Raw genomic sequence first — 17,183 nt, forward strand, 5'->3', positions numbered from 1 at the left:
CAGGTAGAGGGACTCCTCGCCGCCGTGGGCCGGCACCCACGCCTTGTCCTGCCTGACCAGCGCGTCGCACGCCTCGATGAACGTCTCCACCGGCAGCTCCGGCATCGCCAGGCGCCGCGCCGACCGCTGGAAGCGCTCGGCGTTCTTCTCCGGACGGAACGTGGCGACCGAGCCGTCGGGGCGGCGGTAGGCCTTCAGCCCCTCGAAGATCTCCTGCGCGTAGTGCAGGACCGTGGTGGCCGGGTCCAGGGAGATCGGCGCGTACGGCACGAGCTGCCCGTCGTGCCAGCCGCGGCCCTCCGTCCACTTGATCGTCACCATGTGGTCGGTGAAGTGGCGGCCGAACCCGGGGTTGGCCAGGATCGCCTCCCGCTCGCTGGCGGAGAGCGGGTTGGCGGAGGGCTTGAGCTCGATCGTGGGCGTCGTCATGGGTTGATGTCCTTCACCGGTTGTAGTGACGGGCCGCGCTCGGTACCGCTCTGGTGAGGACCAGTGCTAGGACGTCCGAGCATTCCCTCATTCCGCGGCCTCACGTTCGATTATCGCCCGGGGGCGGAGGCGGAAGGAACGGGCTGAAATCCGGCCCGGTGGTCGATGGTCGCACCCGGCGGGAACATGCGGAAGCCGCCGGGTGCGGATGCGACCCGGCGGCTTGCGGAGAGTGCGGCGGCGGGTCAGCCGGCTACGCGTACGGCGAGGGCGTCACCGATCTCCGAGGTGGAACGGGCGGGCTTGCCGGTGCGCTCGGCGAGGTCGGCGGCGACCGCCTCGTCGATGCGCGCGGCCTCGGCCTCCCAGCCGAGGTGGCGCAGCAGCAGGGCGACGGACAGCACGGTGGCGGTCGGGTCGGCCTTGCCCTGGCCGGCGATGTCCGGGGCCGAGCCGTGCACGGGCTCGAACATCGAGGGGAACTCGCCGGACGGGTTGATGTTCCCGCTCGCGGCGACGCCGATGCCACCGGAGACGGCCGCGGCGAGGTCGGTGACGATGTCGCCGAAGAGGTTGTCGGTGACGATGACGTCGAACCGCTCGGGCTGCGTGACGAGGTAGATCGTCGCCGCGTCCACGTGCATGTACTCGGTGGTGACCTCGGGGTACTCCGCGGCCACCTTGTTGAAGACGTTCGTCCACAGGTGGCCGGCGAAGGTCAGCACGTTGTTCTTGTGGATCAGTGCCAGCTTCTTGCGCGGGCGGGCCTGGGCACGCGCGAAGGCGTCCCGGACCACACGCTCCACGCCGAAGGCCGTGTTCACCGAGACCTCGGTGGCGACCTCGTGCTCGGTGCCCTTGCGGATCGTGCCGCCGTTGCCGGTGTACGGGCCCTCGGTGCCCTCGCGGACCACGACGAAGTCGATGGCCGGCTCGCCCTTGAGGGGCGTGTCCACGCCCGGCAGCAGCTTCGAGGGGCGCAGGTTGACGTGGTGGTCGAAGGCGAAGCGGAGCTTGAGCAGGAAGCCGCGCTCCAGGACGCCGGACGGCACGGAGGGGTCGCCGATCGCGCCGAGCAGGATGGCGTCGTGCTGCTTCAGGGCGTCGAGGTCGGCGTCGGTGAGGGTCTCACCGGTGGCGTGGAAGCGCCGGGCGCCGAAGTCGTACTCCTTGGTCTCCAGCTTCACATCCTGCGGAAGGACGGCGGAGAGGACCTTCAGGCCTTCGGCCACGACCTCCTGGCCGATGCCGTCACCGGGGATCACTGCGAGATTGATGCTGCGAGACATGCGGGCACCCTACTCCTCGTCCCATGGGATGACACGAGGTGTCCGTGATGCGGACACCCGCCCGGATGGCGGCACGCGGCCGTCGCCCGCCGTTCACCCGTATGTGTTGCGGCCGTTGGCCTCCGCTGGGAAGTTCACTGGCCATGGAGATCCCCCACTTCGGCATCCCGCCCGAGCTCGCCCGCCGGATGAGCATGGCGGAGCAGCACGAGTACCTGCGGACGCGACTGTCGCGGCGGCGCACACTGGTGACCGCGGGCGCGGTGGCGAGCGGGCTGCTGACCGGTTGCGGCCCCGGTTCGAAGGCCGGGCAGGCGGGCGCCACGGCGACGGGGAGTCCCGCGCCGAGCACGTCGAAGGCGCCCGGCTCCTTCATCACGCCCTTCGGCCGCCACCTCGCCTTCGGGGCCGACCCCAAGACGCAGATGCGGATCTCCTGGCAGGTGCCGCTCGCGGTGCGCACGCCCTACGTCCGGGTCGGCCTGCGCCCCGACGACCTCGGCCGCAAGGTCGAGGCCGAGCTGCGCGATCTGCGCACCCCGGAGCTGAAGGGTGTACGGCCGGCGGTCGAGCAGTACTACCTGCACGCGGCGCTGGACGGCCTGCGCCCGGACACGACGTACTACTACGGCGTCGGCCACGAGGGCTTCGACCCGGCGTCCCCCCGGCACCGGTCGACCGTGACGTCCTTCCGCACGGCGCCCGCGCGTCCGCCCGAGCGGTTCGTGTTCACCGCCTTCGGCGACCAGGGCGTCGGTGCGGAGGCGGCGCTCAACGACCGCACGCTGCTGCGCGAGAAGCCCGCCTTCCACCTCCACGCGGGCGACATCTGCTACGCCGACCCGACCGGCAGGGGCAAGGAGTCGGACGTGTTCGACGCGAGCCAGTGGGACCGGTTCCTGAAGCAGACCGAGCCGGTGGCCCGGTCGGTGCCGTGGATGGTGACGACCGGCAACCACGACATGGAGGCCTGGTACTCCCCGGACGGCTACGGCGGTCAACTCGCCCGTTTCTCCCTGCCGGAGAGCGGTTTCGACGCGCGCACGGCACCGGGCGTGTACGCCTTCACCTACGGCAACGTCGGTGTGATCGCGCTCGACGCGAACGACGTGTCGTACGAGATCCCCGCCAACTTCGGCTACACGCAGGGCAGGCAGACGCGGTGGCTGGACCGCACGCTCGCCGAGTTGAGGTCCGCGGCGGACGTCGACTTCATCGTCGTCTTCTTCCACCACTGCGCGTACTCGACGTCCACGCACGCCTCCGACGGCGGGGTGCGCGCCGCGTGGCTGCCGCTGTTCGCCCGGTACGAGGTCGACCTGGTCGTCAACGGGCACAACCACGTCTACGAGCGGACCGACGCCATCCGGGGCGGCGAGGTGGGCAGGCCGGTACCGGTCGGCGGCACGACCGATCCGCGGCGGGACGGGATCGTCTACGTCACCGCGGGCGGCGGCGGCAAGGAGCTGTACGGCTTCCCGGGCGGGGTGAAGGAGAGCTATGAGGGGAACACCACCCGCCACGAGCCCGTGGACACGTTCCGCTGGACCAGGTCGCGGGAGACGCGGGCGGAGTCGGTGCAGTGGTCGCGGGTGCGCTACCGGGGCTTCTCGTTCCTCTCGGTGGAGGCGGTGAGCGGCGCCGCGCCGAGGCTGAAGGTGTCGGCGCTGGCGTCGAACGGCGAGCGGATCGACCACTTCGAGGTGCGGCGCGGGGCGTGAGGCCCCGCACCGCACCCCGGTCGGGTGCGGCTCCCGGTCCTGGCGCGGCTCAGTGGCCGGTGGATCCGCCGTTGTCCCTGCGGTCGAGGGCGCGCTGCAGGGCGGCGGCGGCGTTCTTCCGGTCGGACTCGGTCGTGCGGGAAACGTGACGGACTCGGCGGCGGGCGGTCGTCTCGGGCATGGGACATCGGCTCCTTCGACAGCACGGAGTGCGAGGGGAGGGTTTCGAGACGCCGGATGGGGCGGGGAGCGGTGCCGCAGGGATTGCCTGCACGGGGACCGGCTCACGACCGCCATTCGCTGGGTCGAGCGAGACGTTCGGCTCCTACAAAGCTAAGGGAGGCCGGAGCGTCTGTCTCCACAATTACTCGGACTTCCTACTATCTGAGACGGTGGACCGGGTCACACCCCGCCGGCCTGCGGATCCTCAGAGCACGTCCCCGTCACGCCAGTCGAAGAGCAGTTCCTCCCCGGGATCGGCCGCGAGAGCGGGCCACAGATAGGTGCTGCCTTCCTCGTCCGGCAGGCGGACGCCGCCGTCCGGGCCCAGGGCGTGGATCCGCCCGGGCCAGGTCCGCCAGCCGCGGGCCGTGTAGAGCGCGGCGCCGTCGTCGCTCGCGGACAGGGCCCCGACGTCGTAGGCGCGCAGCACGATCTCCTCCAGGGCGCCCATGACCGCGCCGCCGAGCCCGCGCCGCCGCACGTCGCGGCGTACGGCGACGCCCTCCACGTAGCCGACGCGCAGCCAGCGCCCCCGGTGGCGGGCCCGGCGCATGACCACCGCCCCGTGCGCGGCGAGCCCGTGCCCGTCGTGCACCAGGGCGTGCATGCCGCCCAGGGTGTGGTCCCAGTCGTCGTCGCCGAAGTCGCCGTCGAAGGCGTCGTGCAGCAGGCCGCGCACGGCGGAGAGCTCCGCCGGGGTGAGCCGGGCGGTGTGGTCGGTGCGCACTCGGGTGGTCATCGCCCCAGTATGCGAAGGGCGCAGGCGTCCCGGAACACGCCGGCGGGCCGGGCCCGGGGGCCCGGCCCGCCGGTGCGTCCGGGTCTCAGCCCATGTGCGGGTAGGTGTAGTCGGTCGGCGGGACCAGCGTCTCCTTGATGGCGCGGGTCAGGGTCCAGCGCATCAGGTTCTGCGGAGCGCCGGCCTTGTCGTTGGTACCGGAGGCACGGCCACCGCCGAAGGGCTGCTGGCCGACGACGGCGCCGGTGGACTTGTCGTTGATGTAGAAGTTGCCGGCCGCGTAGCGCAGCTTGTCCGCCGTGTAGGCGGCGGCCGCGCGGTCGTTCGCGATGACCGAGCCGGTCAGGGCGTAGTCGGAGACGGCCTCCATCTGAGTCAGCATCTCGTCGTACTTGTCGTCCTCGTAGACGTACACGGCGAGGATCGGGCCGAAGTACTCGGTGCGGAAGACCTCGTTGTCGGGGTCGGTGCACTCGATGACGGTCGGGCGGACGAAGTAGCCCTCGGAGTCGTCGTAGGTGCCGCCCGCGACGATCGTGCAGGAGGCGTCCTGCCTGGCCCGGTCGATGGCGGCCTTGTTCTTGGCGAAGGCGCGCTCGTCGATGACGGCGCCGATGAAGTTCGACAGGTCGGTGACGTCACCCATCCTGATGCCGTCGACCTCGGCGGCGAACTCCTCCTTGAAGCCGGAGTTCCAGATGGAGGCGGGGATGTAGGCCCGGGAGGTGGCGCTGCACTTCTGGCCCTGGTACTCGAAGGCACCGCGGGTCAGGGCCGTCTTCAGGATCGCCGGGTCGGCCGACGGGTGGGCGACGAGGAAGTCCTTGCCGCCGGTCTCGCCGACCAGACGGGGATAGGTGCGGTACTTCTCGATGTTGTTGCCGACCGTCTTCCACAGGTACTGGAAGGTCTTGGTCGAGCCGGTGAAGTGGATGCCGGCCAGCTCGCGGTGTTCCAGGGCGACCTTGGAGACCTCGATGCCGTCGCCGGTGACCAGGTTGATGACGCCCTTGGGCAGGCCGGCCTCCTCCAGCAGCTGCATCAGCAGCACGGCGGCGTGGGTCTGCGTCGGGGACGGCTTCCAGACGACGACGTTGCCCATGAGGGCCGGGGCGGTCGGCAGGTTGCCGGCGATGGCGGTGAAGTTGAAGGGCGTGATCGCGTAGACGAAGCCCTCCAGCGGCCGGTGGTCCAGCCGGTTCCACACGCCCGGGGCGTTGGCCGGAGGCTGCTCGGCGAGCAGCTTGCGGGCGTAGGAGACGTTGAAGCGCCAGAAGTCGACCAGCTCGCAGGGCGTGTCGATCTCGGCCTGCTGGGCGGTCTTGGACTGGCCGAGCATGGTGGAGGCGGCGAGCGTCTCGCGCCAGGGGCCGGCCAGCAGCTCTGCGGCGCGCAGGATGATCGCCGCGCGGTCGTCGAAGGACAGCGCGCGCCAGGCGGGCGCGGCGGCCAGGGCCGCGTCGATGGCGTCCCGGGCGTCCGCCTGCGTGGCGTTGCGGTAGGTGCCGAGCACGGCCTTGTGGTTGTGCGGCTGGACGACCTGGAAGGCCTCGCCGCCGCCCATGCGCTTCTCGCCGCCGATGGTGCAGGGCAGGTCGACGGGGTTGTCGGCCAGCTCCTTCAGCTTGGCCTCCAGCCGGGCCCGCTCGGGCGAGCCGGGGGCGTAGCCGCGCACCGGCTCGTTGACGGGGGTGGGGACCTGGGTCACAGCGTCCATGTTTTCCGTAACTCCTTAACTGAGCGGCGGTTCGGTCTCAGCCCTTGGTGAGCATGCTTCGGGCGAAGAAGCGCAGGTTGGCCGGCTTCTCCGCGAGGCGCCTCATGAAGTAGCCGTACCAGTCGGTGCCGTACGCGGTGTAGACGCGCATGCGGTGGCCCTCGGCGGCCAGCCGGAGGTGCTCCTCGGCGCGGATGCCGTAGAGCATCTGGAACTCGTAGTCGCCGGGCTTGCGCCCGGCCCGGTGGGCGAGCTCCTGGGCGATGGCGATCAGGCGCGGGTCGTGGGACCCGATCATCGGGTACCCCTCGCCCTCCATCAGCGTCCGCAGGATCCGCACGTACGCCCGGTCGATCTCGCGCTTGTCCTGGTACGCGACCGAGGCGGGCTCCTTGTACGCGCCCTTGACCAGGCGGACCCGGCTGCCGCTCGCGGCGAGGCGGCGGGCGTCGTCCCCGGTGCGGAAGAGGTAGGCCTGGATGACGCAGCCGGTCTGCGGGAAGTCCTTCCGCAGCTCCTCGTGGATGGCGAACATCGAGTCGAGGGTGGTGTGGTCCTCGGCGTCCAGGGTGACCGTGGTGCCGATCTCGGCGGCGGCCTCGACGACCGGCCGGACGTTCTTCAGGGCCAGCTCGTGGCCGCCGGTGAGGGCCTGGCCGAACATCGACAGCTTCACGGACATCTCGGCGCGGGTGCCGAGCTCCAGCGGCTTGAGGCGGTCGATCAGCTCCAGGTAGGCGTCCCGGGCGGCGGCGGCCTGCTCCGGGCTGGTGATGTCCTCGCCGACGACGTCCATCGTGAGCTCCAGGCCCTGCCCGGCGAGGTCCCGGATGACGGGGACGATGTCGTCGACGTCCTCGCCGGGGATGAAACGGTCGACGACCTGCTTGGTCACCGGAGCCGCCGAGATCAGACGTCGCATCCGGTCGCTGCGGGACGCGGCGAGAATCACGGGACCCAGCACGGGGCACCTCCAGAGCACAGGCAACGTGAGGGCCGTGTCCCAGGCGGATGATGCCTCGGACACGGCACGGAGAACCACCGTGAAACCTAAGGATCCCTCCGATCGTCGGCCATCGACAGCTGTCACGCATCCGTGCCGCAGATCTCAGACAGATGTATGAAGGCGCCCCGGTGGTGGGGGACAATGCCCGGGTGACGCCGGAACACAGGGGTGACTACCAGGAGCTGGTCGACGAGATCTCGGAGCTGCTCGGCGCGCCCGCGACGCTGGAGAACCGCGACTTCGAGCTGATCGCCTTCGGGGCGTACGACAGCGAGGGCGACCTCGATCCGTCGGCCCTGGACCCGGTGCGCACCCGCTCGATCCTCACCCGCCGCTCGACCGCGGCGGTCCGGGCCTGGTTCGAGGGCTTCGGCATCACCCGCGCGACGGGGCCGGTCCGTATCCCTCCGACTCCCCAGGCGGGCGTCTACCGTGGCCGGATCTGCCTGCCCGTCCGCCACCGGAACGTGGTCCACGGCTACGTCTGGCTGCTGGACGACGATCCCGGCCCGAGCGAACGGCAGCTGGTGGACGCCATGGCGGTGACGGCCCGGATCGGCGCCCTGCTCGCCGACGAGGCCCAGCACGGTGCGGACCTCAGCCGCGAGCTGAGAGCGGTGCTCACCGCGGAGCGGGACTGGCAGCGCGACATGGCCGTCGCCGAGCTGCGCACGGCGCTCGGTCCCCGGGCCGACGCCCCGCACACCGTGGTGTGTGTCGCGCCCTGGCCCTCGGCCGACCCCGACGACGCGCCGTCGGTGCGCACGATGCCGGGCGCGGCGGCGCTGTGCACGCTGCCGTGGGGGGCGTCGTCCCAGTGCGTGGCGGTCCTGATCCGGCTGCGCTCGGCGGACGTCCTGACCCCGGCGACGACGGCGGCGGGACGCCTGCTGGAACGGGCGCGCGGCGCGACGGCCCCAGGCGCCGACGGGGGCGGTGCGGCGGGTGGCGCCACGAGCCGGGCGGTGAGCACCGGCCCGCAGGCGGCGGCCGGCCCGGCCGCCGGTGTCGCCACCGCCACGTCCGGGCTCGCCGGGCTGGGAACCGCCTGGCGGGAGGCGTCGGCGGCGGCCTGTGCCGCGCTCGCGGAGCCCCGGCTCGGGCCGGTCGCCGAGTGGACGGCGATCGGGCCGTTCCGGCTGCTCACGGCGTTGCCTCCGGAGGTGGCCCGGGACCCCGCCGTGCGGACGCTGCTCTTCCCCGCCCACCGGGAACTCGCCCGCACCGCCGAGGTCTACCTCGACTGCGCCGGGCAGGCCGCCCGGGCCGCCGCCGAGCTGGGGGTCCACCGCCAGACGCTGTACTACCGCCTGTCCCGGATCGAGAAGCTGACCGGCCTGGACCTCGACGACGGCGAGGACCGGCTGCTGCTGCACATGGCGCTGAAGGGAGCCCGGCTCTCCCCCGGTGAGGCCACAGGGCCGACCGGGTGAGACCCGTCGCCCGCTCGGGCGGTTCACGGGACGGACCCGTGCCGTCGCACACCCGCACGGTCACGGTTCTCCCGGTGTGCCATCGGCTGGGAGGAGCTCACGTGCGGAACCGACGTGCCTGGTCTGCGACGCGAACGGCGTTGGCGGGGCTGGCCTGCGGGGTGCTGGCACTCGCGTTGCCGGTCCCGCACGCGAGCGCCCGGCCCGGCCCCGGGGACCCGGACGCCCACCGGGACGAGCGGAGCGCCGCCGTCGTGCTCGACTGGATGCGCGCGGCGGACGCCGTCATCGACGCCGAGGCCCGCCCGGGCCCGGCCGAGACGTTCGTCTGGCAGGCGTACGTCTCCACCGCCGTCTACAACGCGGTCGTGGGCGTCGAGGGCCGCTTCGCGCCGTACAAGTGGGACGGACGGTCGCCCCGTACGGCCTCCTCCGCGGCGGCCGCCGCCGCGGCGGCGCACCGGATGCTGCGCCACCACTTCCCCGCCGCCGCCCAGCGGCTGGACGACACCCTCACCCGCACCCTCGCGACGATCCCCGACGGCAGGGCCGAGGACGAGGGCGTGGCGTTCGGCCGCCGCGCCGCCGACCATGTCATCGAGCTGCGCCGCGACGACGGCCGGGGTGCGCCGGTGTCCTTCCCGGTGCGGCCGCGGCCGGGCGTCTGGCGGCCCACCCCGCCCGGTCACGAGCCGTTCGCCGGCGCCTGGCTGGGTCGGATGCGCCCCCTGCTGCTGGACTCCCCCAGCCGTTTCCGCCCCGGCCCGCCGCCCCCGCTCCGCTCCGCCCGGTACGCCAGGGACCTCCACGAGCTGGCGGCCTACGGAGGGCGGACCGGCTCGCTCCGCACCCCCGGACAGACGGACACCGCGCGGTACTTCGTCGCCCTGGACCTCCAAGGGGCCCTGGGCGACCACGCCACCCGCCACGGCTTCGACATCGCCGAGACGGCACGCCTGTACGCGGCGGCCAACACGGCCCAGGCGGACGCCGTGATCACCGCCTGGGACGCCAAGCTGCACTACGGCACCTGGCGGCCCGTCACCGCCCTGCGCGAGGCGGACACCGACGGCAATCCGGCGACCCGGCCGCACCGCCACTGGGAGCCGCTGCTCACCACCCCGGCGCACCCCGACTACCTCAGCGGCCACGCCACCATGGGCGGCGCGCTGATGCGGATGCTGACCGGGGTCCTCGGGACCTCCCGCGTCGACCTGCGCATCCGGTCGGCCACCACCGGCACGACCCGCCACTACCGCTACGCCCGCGACTACGAGCGGGACGTCAGCGACGCCCGGGTCTGGGGCGGGATCCACACCCGGACGGCCGACGAGGTGGGCGTCAAAACCGGTCACCGGCTGGCCGACTGGGCGCTGCGGACGTACTTCCGCCCGGTTCCCTGATTCCTCCGGCACGGGACCGCGAGAGATCAAGGGCACACTTCTGAAAATGATTGTCATCATGCTACGGTCGTGGCGCATTCAACCATTGACCTGCCCTTGACCTTGCCTTGACCGAGGTGTCCCCGTGCGCGTCCCCGCCCGTCCGCTTCCCCTCGTCGCCCTCACCGCGGCTTCCGCCCTGCTCACCGGCTGCTTCTCCGGCGGGCAGGAGGCCACGGACGACTCCGGGGCGGGGGGTGGGCGCATACGCGTCGCGATGATGCAGCCACCGCGCTCGGGGCTGTCCCCGCTGTCGGACGACGCCTTCAAGCTGTCCCGCTGGTCGACGGCGGAGACGCTGGTGAAGCTGGACGCGGACGGCGACGCCGAGCCGGCGCTGGCCACCGAGTGGGTGCGCTCCGGCCGGAGCTGGACCTTCACCCTGCGCGAGAAGGTCACCTTCCACGACGGGACGAAGCTCACCGCCGAGGCGGTCGTCAACTCCCTCACCCGGGCCGCCGCGGCCTCCCCCAAGCCCCGCATCCTCGACGGTGTGGACCTGACCGCGAAGGCCGACGGCGACAAGGTCACCGTCACCACCGCCACCGAGGACCCCCTGGTCCCGCAGCGGCTCAGCTCCCCGCAGCTGTCGATCCTGGCCGCCAGGGCGTACCGGGGGAAGACCGTCAACCCCGTCGGCGCGGGCACCGGCCCCTTCGAACTGACGAAGGTCGACGGCACCTCCGCCGCCTTCCTCGACCGCTACGACGGCTACTGGGGGAAGAAGGCCGAGGCACCCGGCATCGACGTCCGGTTCGTGCCGGACGGCACCGCCCGCGCCGCCGCCCTGCGCAGCGGCGAGGCCGACATCGTCGAGGCGGTGCCGGTGTCGCAGGCCGCCGTCCTCGACCAGGACCTGATCACCGAGGTCCCGATGCCGCGCACCAACACCCTCTACCTCAACACCGAGAAGGGCCCCTTCACGGACCCGGCGCTGCGGGCGGCCGCCCGTGAGGCGATCGACGCCGAGTCCATCGTGAAGGGCGTGTACGAGGGGCGCGCCGACGTCGCCGAAGGGCTGCTCGGCCCCGCCCTGCCGTGGGCGGCCGAGCTGCGGAAGCCGGTGCGGCGGGCCGAGGCCGGCGACCCGGCCGGCAAGACCATCACCCTCGGCACCTTCACCGACCGCGCCGAACTGCCCGAGGTCGCCGCCGCGCTGCAACAGCAGCTCCAGAAGGCCGGGTTCAAGGTGAAGCTCGACGTCCGCGAGTACGCCCACATCGAGTCCGACGCGCTGGCGGGCCGGTTCGACGCGTTCATCCTCTCCCGCGCCACCGTCCTCGACTCCGGCGACCCGGCCGCCTACCTCTACAGCGACTTCGCCTCCGGTGGCTCCTTCAACATCTCCCAGCTCGCGGACCCGGCCGTGGACAAGACCCTGCGCAAGGCCGGCCAGACGCCCACCGGCGACGCCCGGCGCGAGGCGGTCATCGCCGCCGAGGCCGCCGTGCTCGGCACGGACGCGGCCGTGCCCATGCTGCACGAGCGCGTCATACAGGGCGACGCGCCCGGCGTGTCCGGCGTCGCCCACGACCCGCGCGAGCGGGAGCTGGTCACGGCGGACACGCACGTCAAGTGAAGGCGCGCACACGGCGTTCGGCCGGCCCCGCCGCGCTGACCCGCCTGCTCTGCCTGGCCGCCGTGCTGACCGCCGTCGGCCTGCTGCCCTGGCTGTCCGGCCGGGATCCGGCCCTGGCCCTGCTACGGGCCCGCTCCGCCGAGCAGGACCCGACCGAGGAGGCCCTGGACTCCGTACGGCGGGATCTGGGCCTGGACGCCGGTCCGCTGTCCCTGCTCGGCGGCTGGGCCGCTGACCTGCTGCGCGGCGACCTCGGCACGTCGTGGGTGTCGGGCGCGGAGGTCCTGCCCTCCGTGGTCTTCGGGCTCCAGGTGTCGCTGGCGCTGATGGGCGCCTCGCTGGGCGTGGCGCTGCTGCTGGCGTGCGCGCTGGTCGCGCCGGTGCTGGTGCGCGGCCGCGCCTCGGCCGGGGCCTGGGCCGCGATGCTGGCCGCCGTGCCCGAGTTCCTGCTGGCCACGGTCGCGCTGCTGGTCTTCGGGGTGTGGCTGGGATGGCTGCCGACGTCGGGCTGGGCGGGACCGGAGAACATGGTCCTGCCCGCCGTGGCCCTCGGCATCCCCGCGGGCGGGCTGCTCGGCCGGCTGGTCGCCGACGCGCTGCCCGCCGTGCTCGACGAGCGGTGGGCGGAGCTGTGGCGGGGCGCCGGGGTGAGCCGGGCGCGGATCGCGGGGGCGGCGCTGCGGCGCGCCCTGCCGCCGCTGGTCCCGCAGTTCGGGATGGTCGCCGTGGGGCTGGCCGGTGGCGCGGTCGCCGTGGAGACGGTGTTCGCCGTGCCGGGCATCGGCCGTACCGCGCTGGGCGCGGCCAAGTCGCAGGATCTGCCGCTGCTCCAGGGCTCGGTGCTCACGCTGCTCGCGCTGGGCCTGGTCACGGGCGCTCTGGCGGCGCTCGTCCGGCGCCGGCTGCTCGGCCCGGCCCTGCGGGACGCCTCGCTGGCCCTGCCCCCGGCACGGCCGGTGCGTGTCCGTCCGGCGATCCCGCTGTCGCTGTTCACCGTCCTCGCCGTGACCATCGGCTGGGGCCTGCTGCGCGATCCGTACGCCGTGCACACCGAGGCCCGGCTGGCGGCGCCCTCCGTCGCCCATCCGCTCGGCACCGACGGTCTCGGCCGTGACGTCCTCGCCCGCCTCGGCCACGGCGCCGCCGCCACGGTCGGCACGGCGGCGGCCGTCTGCCTGCTGAGCCTGCTGGTCGCGCTCGCCCTGGGCTTCCTGCCCCGGGTCGCCGGGGGCGCAGCGGACATCGCCAACGCCCTGCCCCCGGTGATCGTCGGCATCCTCGTCGCCGCCGCCGTCGGCCCCGGCACCGGCGGCGCGGCCCTCGCGGTCGCGCTGATCTCCTGGCCCGCCCTGTCCGCCCACGCGGCGGCGCTGGTGCGGGAGGTGCGGGCGTCGGCGTTCCTGACCGCCCAACGGGCCATCGGGGCGAGCCCGTTGTGGATCCTCACCCGGCACGTCCTGCCGTCGGTGGCCGGCCCGGTCGCCCGCCACGCCCTGCTGCGCCTGCCGGGCATCGCCCTGGCCCTGGCCTCGCTGGGCTTCCTCGGCCTGGGCGCCCCGCCGCCCGCCCCCGAATGGGGCCTGCTGCTCGACGAGTCCCGCGCCTACGTGGAACGCGCCCCGTGGGCGGCGCTCGCCCCGGCGGTGGCACTGGCCCTGCTGGCGGGGCTCGCCGTGTCGGGCGCGGCGCTCGCCCGGGGGCGCCGGACAGGACGTCCCGCCCCCGCTCCGGCCCGGAAGGAGAACCCCGTTGGAGTCTGAGGCACTGCTGTCGGTGCGCGCGCTGCGGATCGCCTTCGACGGGGTCGAGGCCGTGCGCGGCCTGTCCTTCGACGTGCGGCCCCGCGAAACGCTGGCCGTGGTCGGCGAGTCGGGAGCGGGCAAGTCCCTCACGGCCCGCGCGCTCCTCGGCATGCTGCCGCGCGGCGCGGCCGTGAGCGGCACGATCAGCCCTGACCTCTCGCGCCACCGCGGCCGCCGCATCTCCCTGGTCCCGCAGGACGCCCTGTCCGCGCTGTCCCCGGTGCACCCGGTCGGCGACCAACTGGCCGCCGCCGTACGGTCGGTGGCCGGGGTGTCGCGCAAGGAGGCCCGGGCCCGGGCGGTCGCGGCCCTGGACCGGGTCGGCATCCCGGACGCGGCGCGCACGGCGCGGGCCTACCCGCACGAGTACTCCGGCGGCATGCGGCAGCGCGCCGTGATCGCCATGGCGACGATCAACGAACCGGAGGTGCTCGTGGCCGACGAGCCCACCACCGCCCTGGACGAGGAGCGCCGCGACCAGGTGCTGCGGCTGCTCGCCGAGCAGCGTGCGGCGGTCGGCGCCGCGCTCGTCCTGGTCACGCACGACATGGACGCCGTCCGGGGCCACGCCGACCGGATGCTGGTCATGTACGCCGGGCGCCTCTCCGAACTCGGCCCGGTGGACGAGGTGCTGACCCGTCCGCGCGCCCCCTACACGGCCGGGCTGCTGGCGTCGCTCCCCCGGCACGCGTCCCCGGGCCGCCGTCTGCCCGCCCTGCGCGGCACCCCGCCCGCCCCGGGCGCGCTCCCGCCGGGCTGCGCCTTCGCCCCGCGCTGCCCGCTCGCGGCCGGGGTCTGCCACACGGCCGAACCGGAGCCCCGGCCGGCCGCCGGCCGTCTGATCGCCTGCCACCGCTGGGAGGAACTGCCCCACCCGGCGGCCGAGTTGTTCACCGAGGAGCGGCAGTCCGCATGAGTGACCCCCTGCTCGACGTCCGTGACCTGGTCGTCCGTCACGGCCGGGTCACCGCCGTGGACGGCGTCTCCTTCACCCTGGCCGCCGGCGAGACCCTCGCCCTGAACGGCCCGTCCGGCTGCGGCAAGTCCTCCACGGCCCTCGCGGTGCTCCAGCTGCGCCGCCCGGACGGCGGCCGGGTCCGCTTCGAGGGGCGGGAGCTGACCACCCTGACGGAACGCGAGCTGCGCCCGCTGCGCCCCCGCATGCAGCCGGTCTTCCAGGACCCGTACGGCTCGCTCAGTCCCCGCCACCGCGTCCGGGACGCCGTCGCCGAGCCGCTGAAGGTCCAGGGCCGCTGGGATCCCGTCGAAGGCCCGGCCCGGGTCGCCGAGCTCCTCGACCGGGTGGGCCTCGACCCCGCCTACGGCGACCGCCGGCCGCACGAGTTGTCCGGCGGCCAGTGCCAGCGCGCCGGCATCGCCCGCGCCCTGGCCTCCGACCCGCGGCTGCTGGTCCTGGACGAGCCGGTGTCGTCACTGGACCCGTCGGTCCGCGCAGGCGTGCTCAACCTGCTCGCCCGGCTCCAGGACGACCTGGGCCTCGGCTACCTGTTCATCTGCCACGACCGGGCGGTCGTCCGGCACATGGCGGACCGGGTGATCGAGATGCGCGAGGGGCGGATCATCTCCGGGCAGCCGCCTCGATGACCTGCCGGAGCCCTTCGGCGAGCTGACCGGCCTCGGGCGCACTCTTCGGATCGAACGTCCACTGCGCCATCAGGCCCATCATCAGGGTCAGATAGAAGTACCCGAGGGTGTCCACCTGTTCGTCCGGCACGTCCTCCTCGGGCCCGCCGTGGAAGAGGGTGACGATGCCGCGCGCCCCCTCCCGCTGGGCCCGCGCGAGATGTTCCCGGACCTTTGGCAGCTGGTCCCCCATGGCCACGATCTCCATGCTGAGCCGCCACAGCGAGCCCGGCTCCCGCATGGTCGCGATGATGTTCGTCCACACCTCGGCGAACCGCTCCAGCGAACCCGGCTCGCCCCGCAGCTCACCACCGCCCTCGAAGGCGGCGGACATCCCCTCCACCATCTCGATGTACGCCTGCGCCAGCAGCGCGTCCTTCGAACCGTAGTGGTAGCCGATGGACGCCAGGTTGGTGCCCGACTCCTTGACGATGTCGCGCGCGGTGGTGCGCAGGAAGCCCTTGGCCAACAGGCAGCGCTGGGCGCCTGCGAGCAGATCCTCACGGTGTCCCATGACCCGCCACCCTACCCCTCTGTCCAGACAGGCGTCTTATACAGGCGTACTAGACAAGCGTTTAAGACGCTCGTACAGTCCTGCCCATGACGACGAACGAACCCCCTCCCTCCCTCGCCGGCCGGCGCGAATGGACCGCGCTGGGCGTGCTGATGCTCCCGCTGCTCCTGGTCTCCATGGACGTCTCCGTCCTCTACTTCGCGGTCCCGGAGATCAGCGCCGACCTGGCACCCTCCGGCACCCAGCAGCTGTGGATCTTCGACATCTACGCCTTCGTCCTGGCCGGCCTGCTGATGACGATGGGCGCGCTCGGCGACCGCATCGGCCGCCGCCGGCTCCTGCTGATCGGCGCGGCCGCCTTCGGCGCCGCCTCCCTGGCCGCCGCGTACGCCCACAGCGCCGAGGCCCTGATCGCGGCCCGCGCGGTCCTCGGCATCGGCGGCGCGACCCTGATGCCCTCCACCCTGGCGCTGGTCCGCACGATGTTCACCGACCCCGAGCAGCGGGCGAAGGCCATCGCCCTGTGGTCCGGCGTGATGACCGGCGGCGTCGCGCTCGGCTCGGTGATGAGCGGCGTGCTCGTGGAGTGGTTCTGGTGGGGTTCGGTCTTCCTGGTCAACCTGCCGGCGATGGCCCTGCTGCTGGTCCTCGGCCCGGTCCTGCTGCCCGAGTCGCGGGACCCCTCGCCGGGTCGCTTCGACTGGCTGAGCGTGCCGCTGTCGATGGCGGCGGTGCTCCCGGTGATCTACGGCCTGAAGGAGATCGCGTCCGAGGGCTGGAACGTGCGGTACGTCGTCTCGATCACCGTCGGCCTGCTCTTCGCGGCCCTCTTCGTCCACCGTCAGCGCACGTCGGCCTCCCCGATGATCCCGCCGGCCCTCTTCCGCAACCGGGGTCTCGGGCCCGCCGTCGTGCTGAACCTGCTCTCCCTGTTCGCGATGATGGGCTCGGCGTTCTTCACCACCCAGTACATCCAGTCGGTGCTGGGCAAGAGCGCCCTCGAGGCCTCGCTGTGGGCCCTGCTCCCGTCCGTGCCGATCGGCATGGCCGCCCCGGTCACGGCCCAGTTGGTGCGCAGGGGCCTGTCCCGCATCGTGGTCGTCACGTCGGGCTTCGTGATCGCCGCGGGCGGCTACGTCCTGCTGGGCGTCGCGGGGCCGGATTCCATGGCGGTGGTGCTGACGGCCTGCGCTGTCCTGGCCTTCGGCATCGTGATGGTGATGACCCAGGTGATGGACCTGGCCATGGGAGCGGCCCCGGTGGAACGGGCGGCCACGGCCTCGTCCCTGATGGAGACCGGCGCGGAGTTCGGCGGCGCGCTGGGCATGGCGGTCCTGGGCTCGATCGGCACGGCGGTCTACCGCCAGGAGATGCCCGGCTCGGCCCCGGCCCCCGCCCACGAGACGCTGGGCGGCGCGCTGGCCGTGGCCGAGCGGCTGCCGGGGCGCGCAGGGGACGCCCTGGCGGCGACGGCCCGGGAGGCCTTCACCAGCGGAATGAACGGGGCGGCGCTCGCGGGGGCGGCGGTGCTGCTGGGCGCGGCGGTGTTCGCGGCGCTCACGCTCCGGCGGGCCCCCGGCTTCCGGGGGCCGGACACCCGGAACGCCGGACAGGCCGAGAAACTCAGCCCGTCCGGCGTCTGAGCG

14 protein-coding genes and 1 pseudogene are annotated in these 17,183 nt (G+C 73.4%); 8 read left to right on the plus strand and 7 right to left on the minus strand.

Translation table 11 applies throughout. The annotated features are described in order from the left end of the window. Both RIN80_RS12365 and RIN80_RS12370 read right to left on the minus strand, forming a co-directional pair. Positions 1–429: pseudogene (locus RIN80_RS12365) on the minus strand (branched chain amino acid aminotransferase); the annotation flags it as partial. A gap of 245 nt (positions 430–674) precedes the next feature. After that, positions 675–1,718 carry a 3-isopropylmalate dehydrogenase gene (locus RIN80_RS12370; RefSeq protein WP_309095617.1) on the minus strand — a complete coding sequence of 348 codons (1,044 nt, stop codon included), beginning with the start codon at positions 1,716–1,718 and terminating at the stop codon, positions 675–677. A 143-nt stretch (positions 1,719–1,861) separates the two neighbouring features. Here RIN80_RS12370 and RIN80_RS12375 point away from each other — a divergent pair, with 143 nt between their 5' ends. Next, complete coding sequence (locus RIN80_RS12375; RefSeq protein WP_309095618.1) at positions 1,862–3,439, plus strand: metallophosphoesterase family protein; 1,578 nt, start codon at positions 1,862–1,864, stop codon at positions 3,437–3,439. A 49-nt stretch (positions 3,440–3,488) separates the two neighbouring features. Here RIN80_RS12375 and RIN80_RS12380 read toward each other — a convergent pair whose 3' ends face one another. The 4 genes from RIN80_RS12380 to RIN80_RS12395 all read right to left on the minus strand — a co-directional run bounded on the left by RIN80_RS12380 (position 3,489) and on the right by RIN80_RS12395 (position 7,081). Next, positions 3,489–3,620: a hypothetical protein gene (locus RIN80_RS12380; RefSeq protein ID WP_309095619.1), complete on the minus strand. Its 132-nt coding sequence runs from the start codon at positions 3,618–3,620 to the stop codon at positions 3,489–3,491. Between the two features lie 246 nt (positions 3,621–3,866). Next, the gene (locus tag RIN80_RS12385) at positions 3,867–4,400 is read right to left on the minus strand and encodes a GNAT family N-acetyltransferase (protein ID WP_309095620.1); all 534 of its coding nucleotides are present in this window, start codon (positions 4,398–4,400) and stop codon (positions 3,867–3,869) included. Positions 4,401–4,485: 85 nt separating this feature from the next. After that, positions 4,486–6,117, minus strand: a complete 1,632-nt coding sequence (gene pruA, locus RIN80_RS12390) for an L-glutamate gamma-semialdehyde dehydrogenase (RefSeq protein ID WP_309095621.1) — start codon at positions 6,115–6,117, stop codon at positions 4,486–4,488. Between the two features lie 37 nt (positions 6,118–6,154). Next, positions 6,155–7,081 (minus strand): proline dehydrogenase family protein, encoded by a 927-nt coding sequence (locus tag RIN80_RS12395; RefSeq protein WP_309095622.1) that lies wholly within the window; start codon positions 7,079–7,081, stop codon positions 6,155–6,157. Positions 7,082–7,233: 152 nt separating this feature from the next. On the opposite strand from RIN80_RS12395, the gene RIN80_RS12400 reads away from it, so the two are divergent. From RIN80_RS12400 to RIN80_RS12425, 6 genes are all read left to right on the plus strand, one after another. Beyond that, on the plus strand, positions 7,234–8,556 hold the full coding sequence (locus tag RIN80_RS12400; protein ID WP_309095623.1) for a helix-turn-helix domain-containing protein: 1,323 nt from the start codon (positions 7,234–7,236) through the stop codon (positions 8,554–8,556). A gap of 101 nt (positions 8,557–8,657) precedes the next feature. Next, positions 8,658–9,959: a vanadium-dependent haloperoxidase gene (locus tag RIN80_RS12405; protein WP_309095624.1), complete on the plus strand. Its 1,302-nt coding sequence runs from the start codon at positions 8,658–8,660 to the stop codon at positions 9,957–9,959. 124 nt (positions 9,960–10,083) lie between these two features. Further along, positions 10,084–11,577 (plus strand): ABC transporter substrate-binding protein, encoded by a 1,494-nt coding sequence (locus RIN80_RS12410; RefSeq protein ID WP_309095625.1) that lies wholly within the window; start codon positions 10,084–10,086, stop codon positions 11,575–11,577. After that, positions 11,574–13,337: an ABC transporter permease subunit gene (locus RIN80_RS12415; protein ID WP_309095626.1), complete on the plus strand. Its 1,764-nt coding sequence runs from the start codon at positions 11,574–11,576 to the stop codon at positions 13,335–13,337. The genes RIN80_RS12410 and RIN80_RS12415 overlap by 4 nt, the downstream gene beginning before the upstream one ends. Continuing rightward, positions 13,327–14,295, plus strand: coding sequence for an ABC transporter ATP-binding protein (locus RIN80_RS12420; RefSeq protein WP_309095627.1), 969 nt, complete (start codon positions 13,327–13,329; stop codon positions 14,293–14,295). Before RIN80_RS12415 ends, RIN80_RS12420 begins: the two co-directional genes overlap by 11 nt. Then, the gene (locus RIN80_RS12425) at positions 14,292–14,984 is read left to right on the plus strand and encodes a dipeptide/oligopeptide/nickel ABC transporter ATP-binding protein (RefSeq protein ID WP_309095628.1); all 693 of its coding nucleotides are present in this window, start codon (positions 14,292–14,294) and stop codon (positions 14,982–14,984) included. The genes RIN80_RS12420 and RIN80_RS12425 overlap by 4 nt, the downstream gene beginning before the upstream one ends. Here the strand turns inward: RIN80_RS12425 and RIN80_RS12430 are convergent. Then, entirely contained in the window at positions 14,959–15,537 is a 579-nt protein-coding gene (locus RIN80_RS12430; RefSeq protein ID WP_309095629.1) for a TetR/AcrR family transcriptional regulator, read from the minus strand. The two genes, RIN80_RS12425 and RIN80_RS12430, sit on opposite strands and share 26 nt — an antisense overlap. Before the next feature lie 86 nt (positions 15,538–15,623). Here RIN80_RS12430 and RIN80_RS12435 point away from each other — a divergent pair, with 86 nt between their 5' ends. Next, positions 15,624–17,180: an MFS transporter gene (locus RIN80_RS12435; RefSeq protein WP_309095630.1), complete on the plus strand. Its 1,557-nt coding sequence runs from the start codon at positions 15,624–15,626 to the stop codon at positions 17,178–17,180. Positions 17,181–17,183: the final 3 nt, after the last annotated feature.

This window comes from Streptomyces sp. (assembly GCF_031181705.1).
Lineage (GTDB): Bacteria > Actinomycetota > Actinomycetes > Streptomycetales > Streptomycetaceae > Streptomyces.

Excerpts from the sequence above, each read along its gene's own strand:
- RIN80_RS12425 (WP_309095628.1), top strand. The coding sequence starts at position 14,292 with ATGAGTGACCCCCTGCTCGACGTCCGTGACCTGGTCGTCCGTCACGGC.
- RIN80_RS12380 (WP_309095619.1), bottom strand. The coding sequence starts at position 3,620 with ATGCCCGAGACGACCGCCCGCCGCCGAGTCCGTCACGTTTCCCGCACG.
- RIN80_RS12385 (WP_309095620.1), bottom strand. The coding sequence starts at position 4,400 with ATGACCACCCGAGTGCGCACCGACCACACCGCCCGGCTCACCCCGGCG.
- RIN80_RS12435 (WP_309095630.1), top strand. The coding sequence starts at position 15,624 with ATGACGACGAACGAACCCCCTCCCTCCCTCGCCGGCCGGCGCGAATGG.
- RIN80_RS12400 (WP_309095623.1), top strand. The coding sequence starts at position 7,234 with ATGTATGAAGGCGCCCCGGTGGTGGGGGACAATGCCCGGGTGACGCCG.
- RIN80_RS12370 (WP_309095617.1), bottom strand. The coding sequence starts at position 1,718 with ATGTCTCGCAGCATCAATCTCGCAGTGATCCCCGGTGACGGCATCGGC.
- RIN80_RS12375 (WP_309095618.1), top strand. The coding sequence starts at position 1,862 with ATGGAGATCCCCCACTTCGGCATCCCGCCCGAGCTCGCCCGCCGGATG.
- RIN80_RS12430 (WP_309095629.1), bottom strand. The coding sequence starts at position 15,537 with ATGGGACACCGTGAGGATCTGCTCGCAGGCGCCCAGCGCTGCCTGTTG.
- pruA (WP_309095621.1), bottom strand. The coding sequence starts at position 6,117 with ATGGACGCTGTGACCCAGGTCCCCACCCCCGTCAACGAGCCGGTGCGC.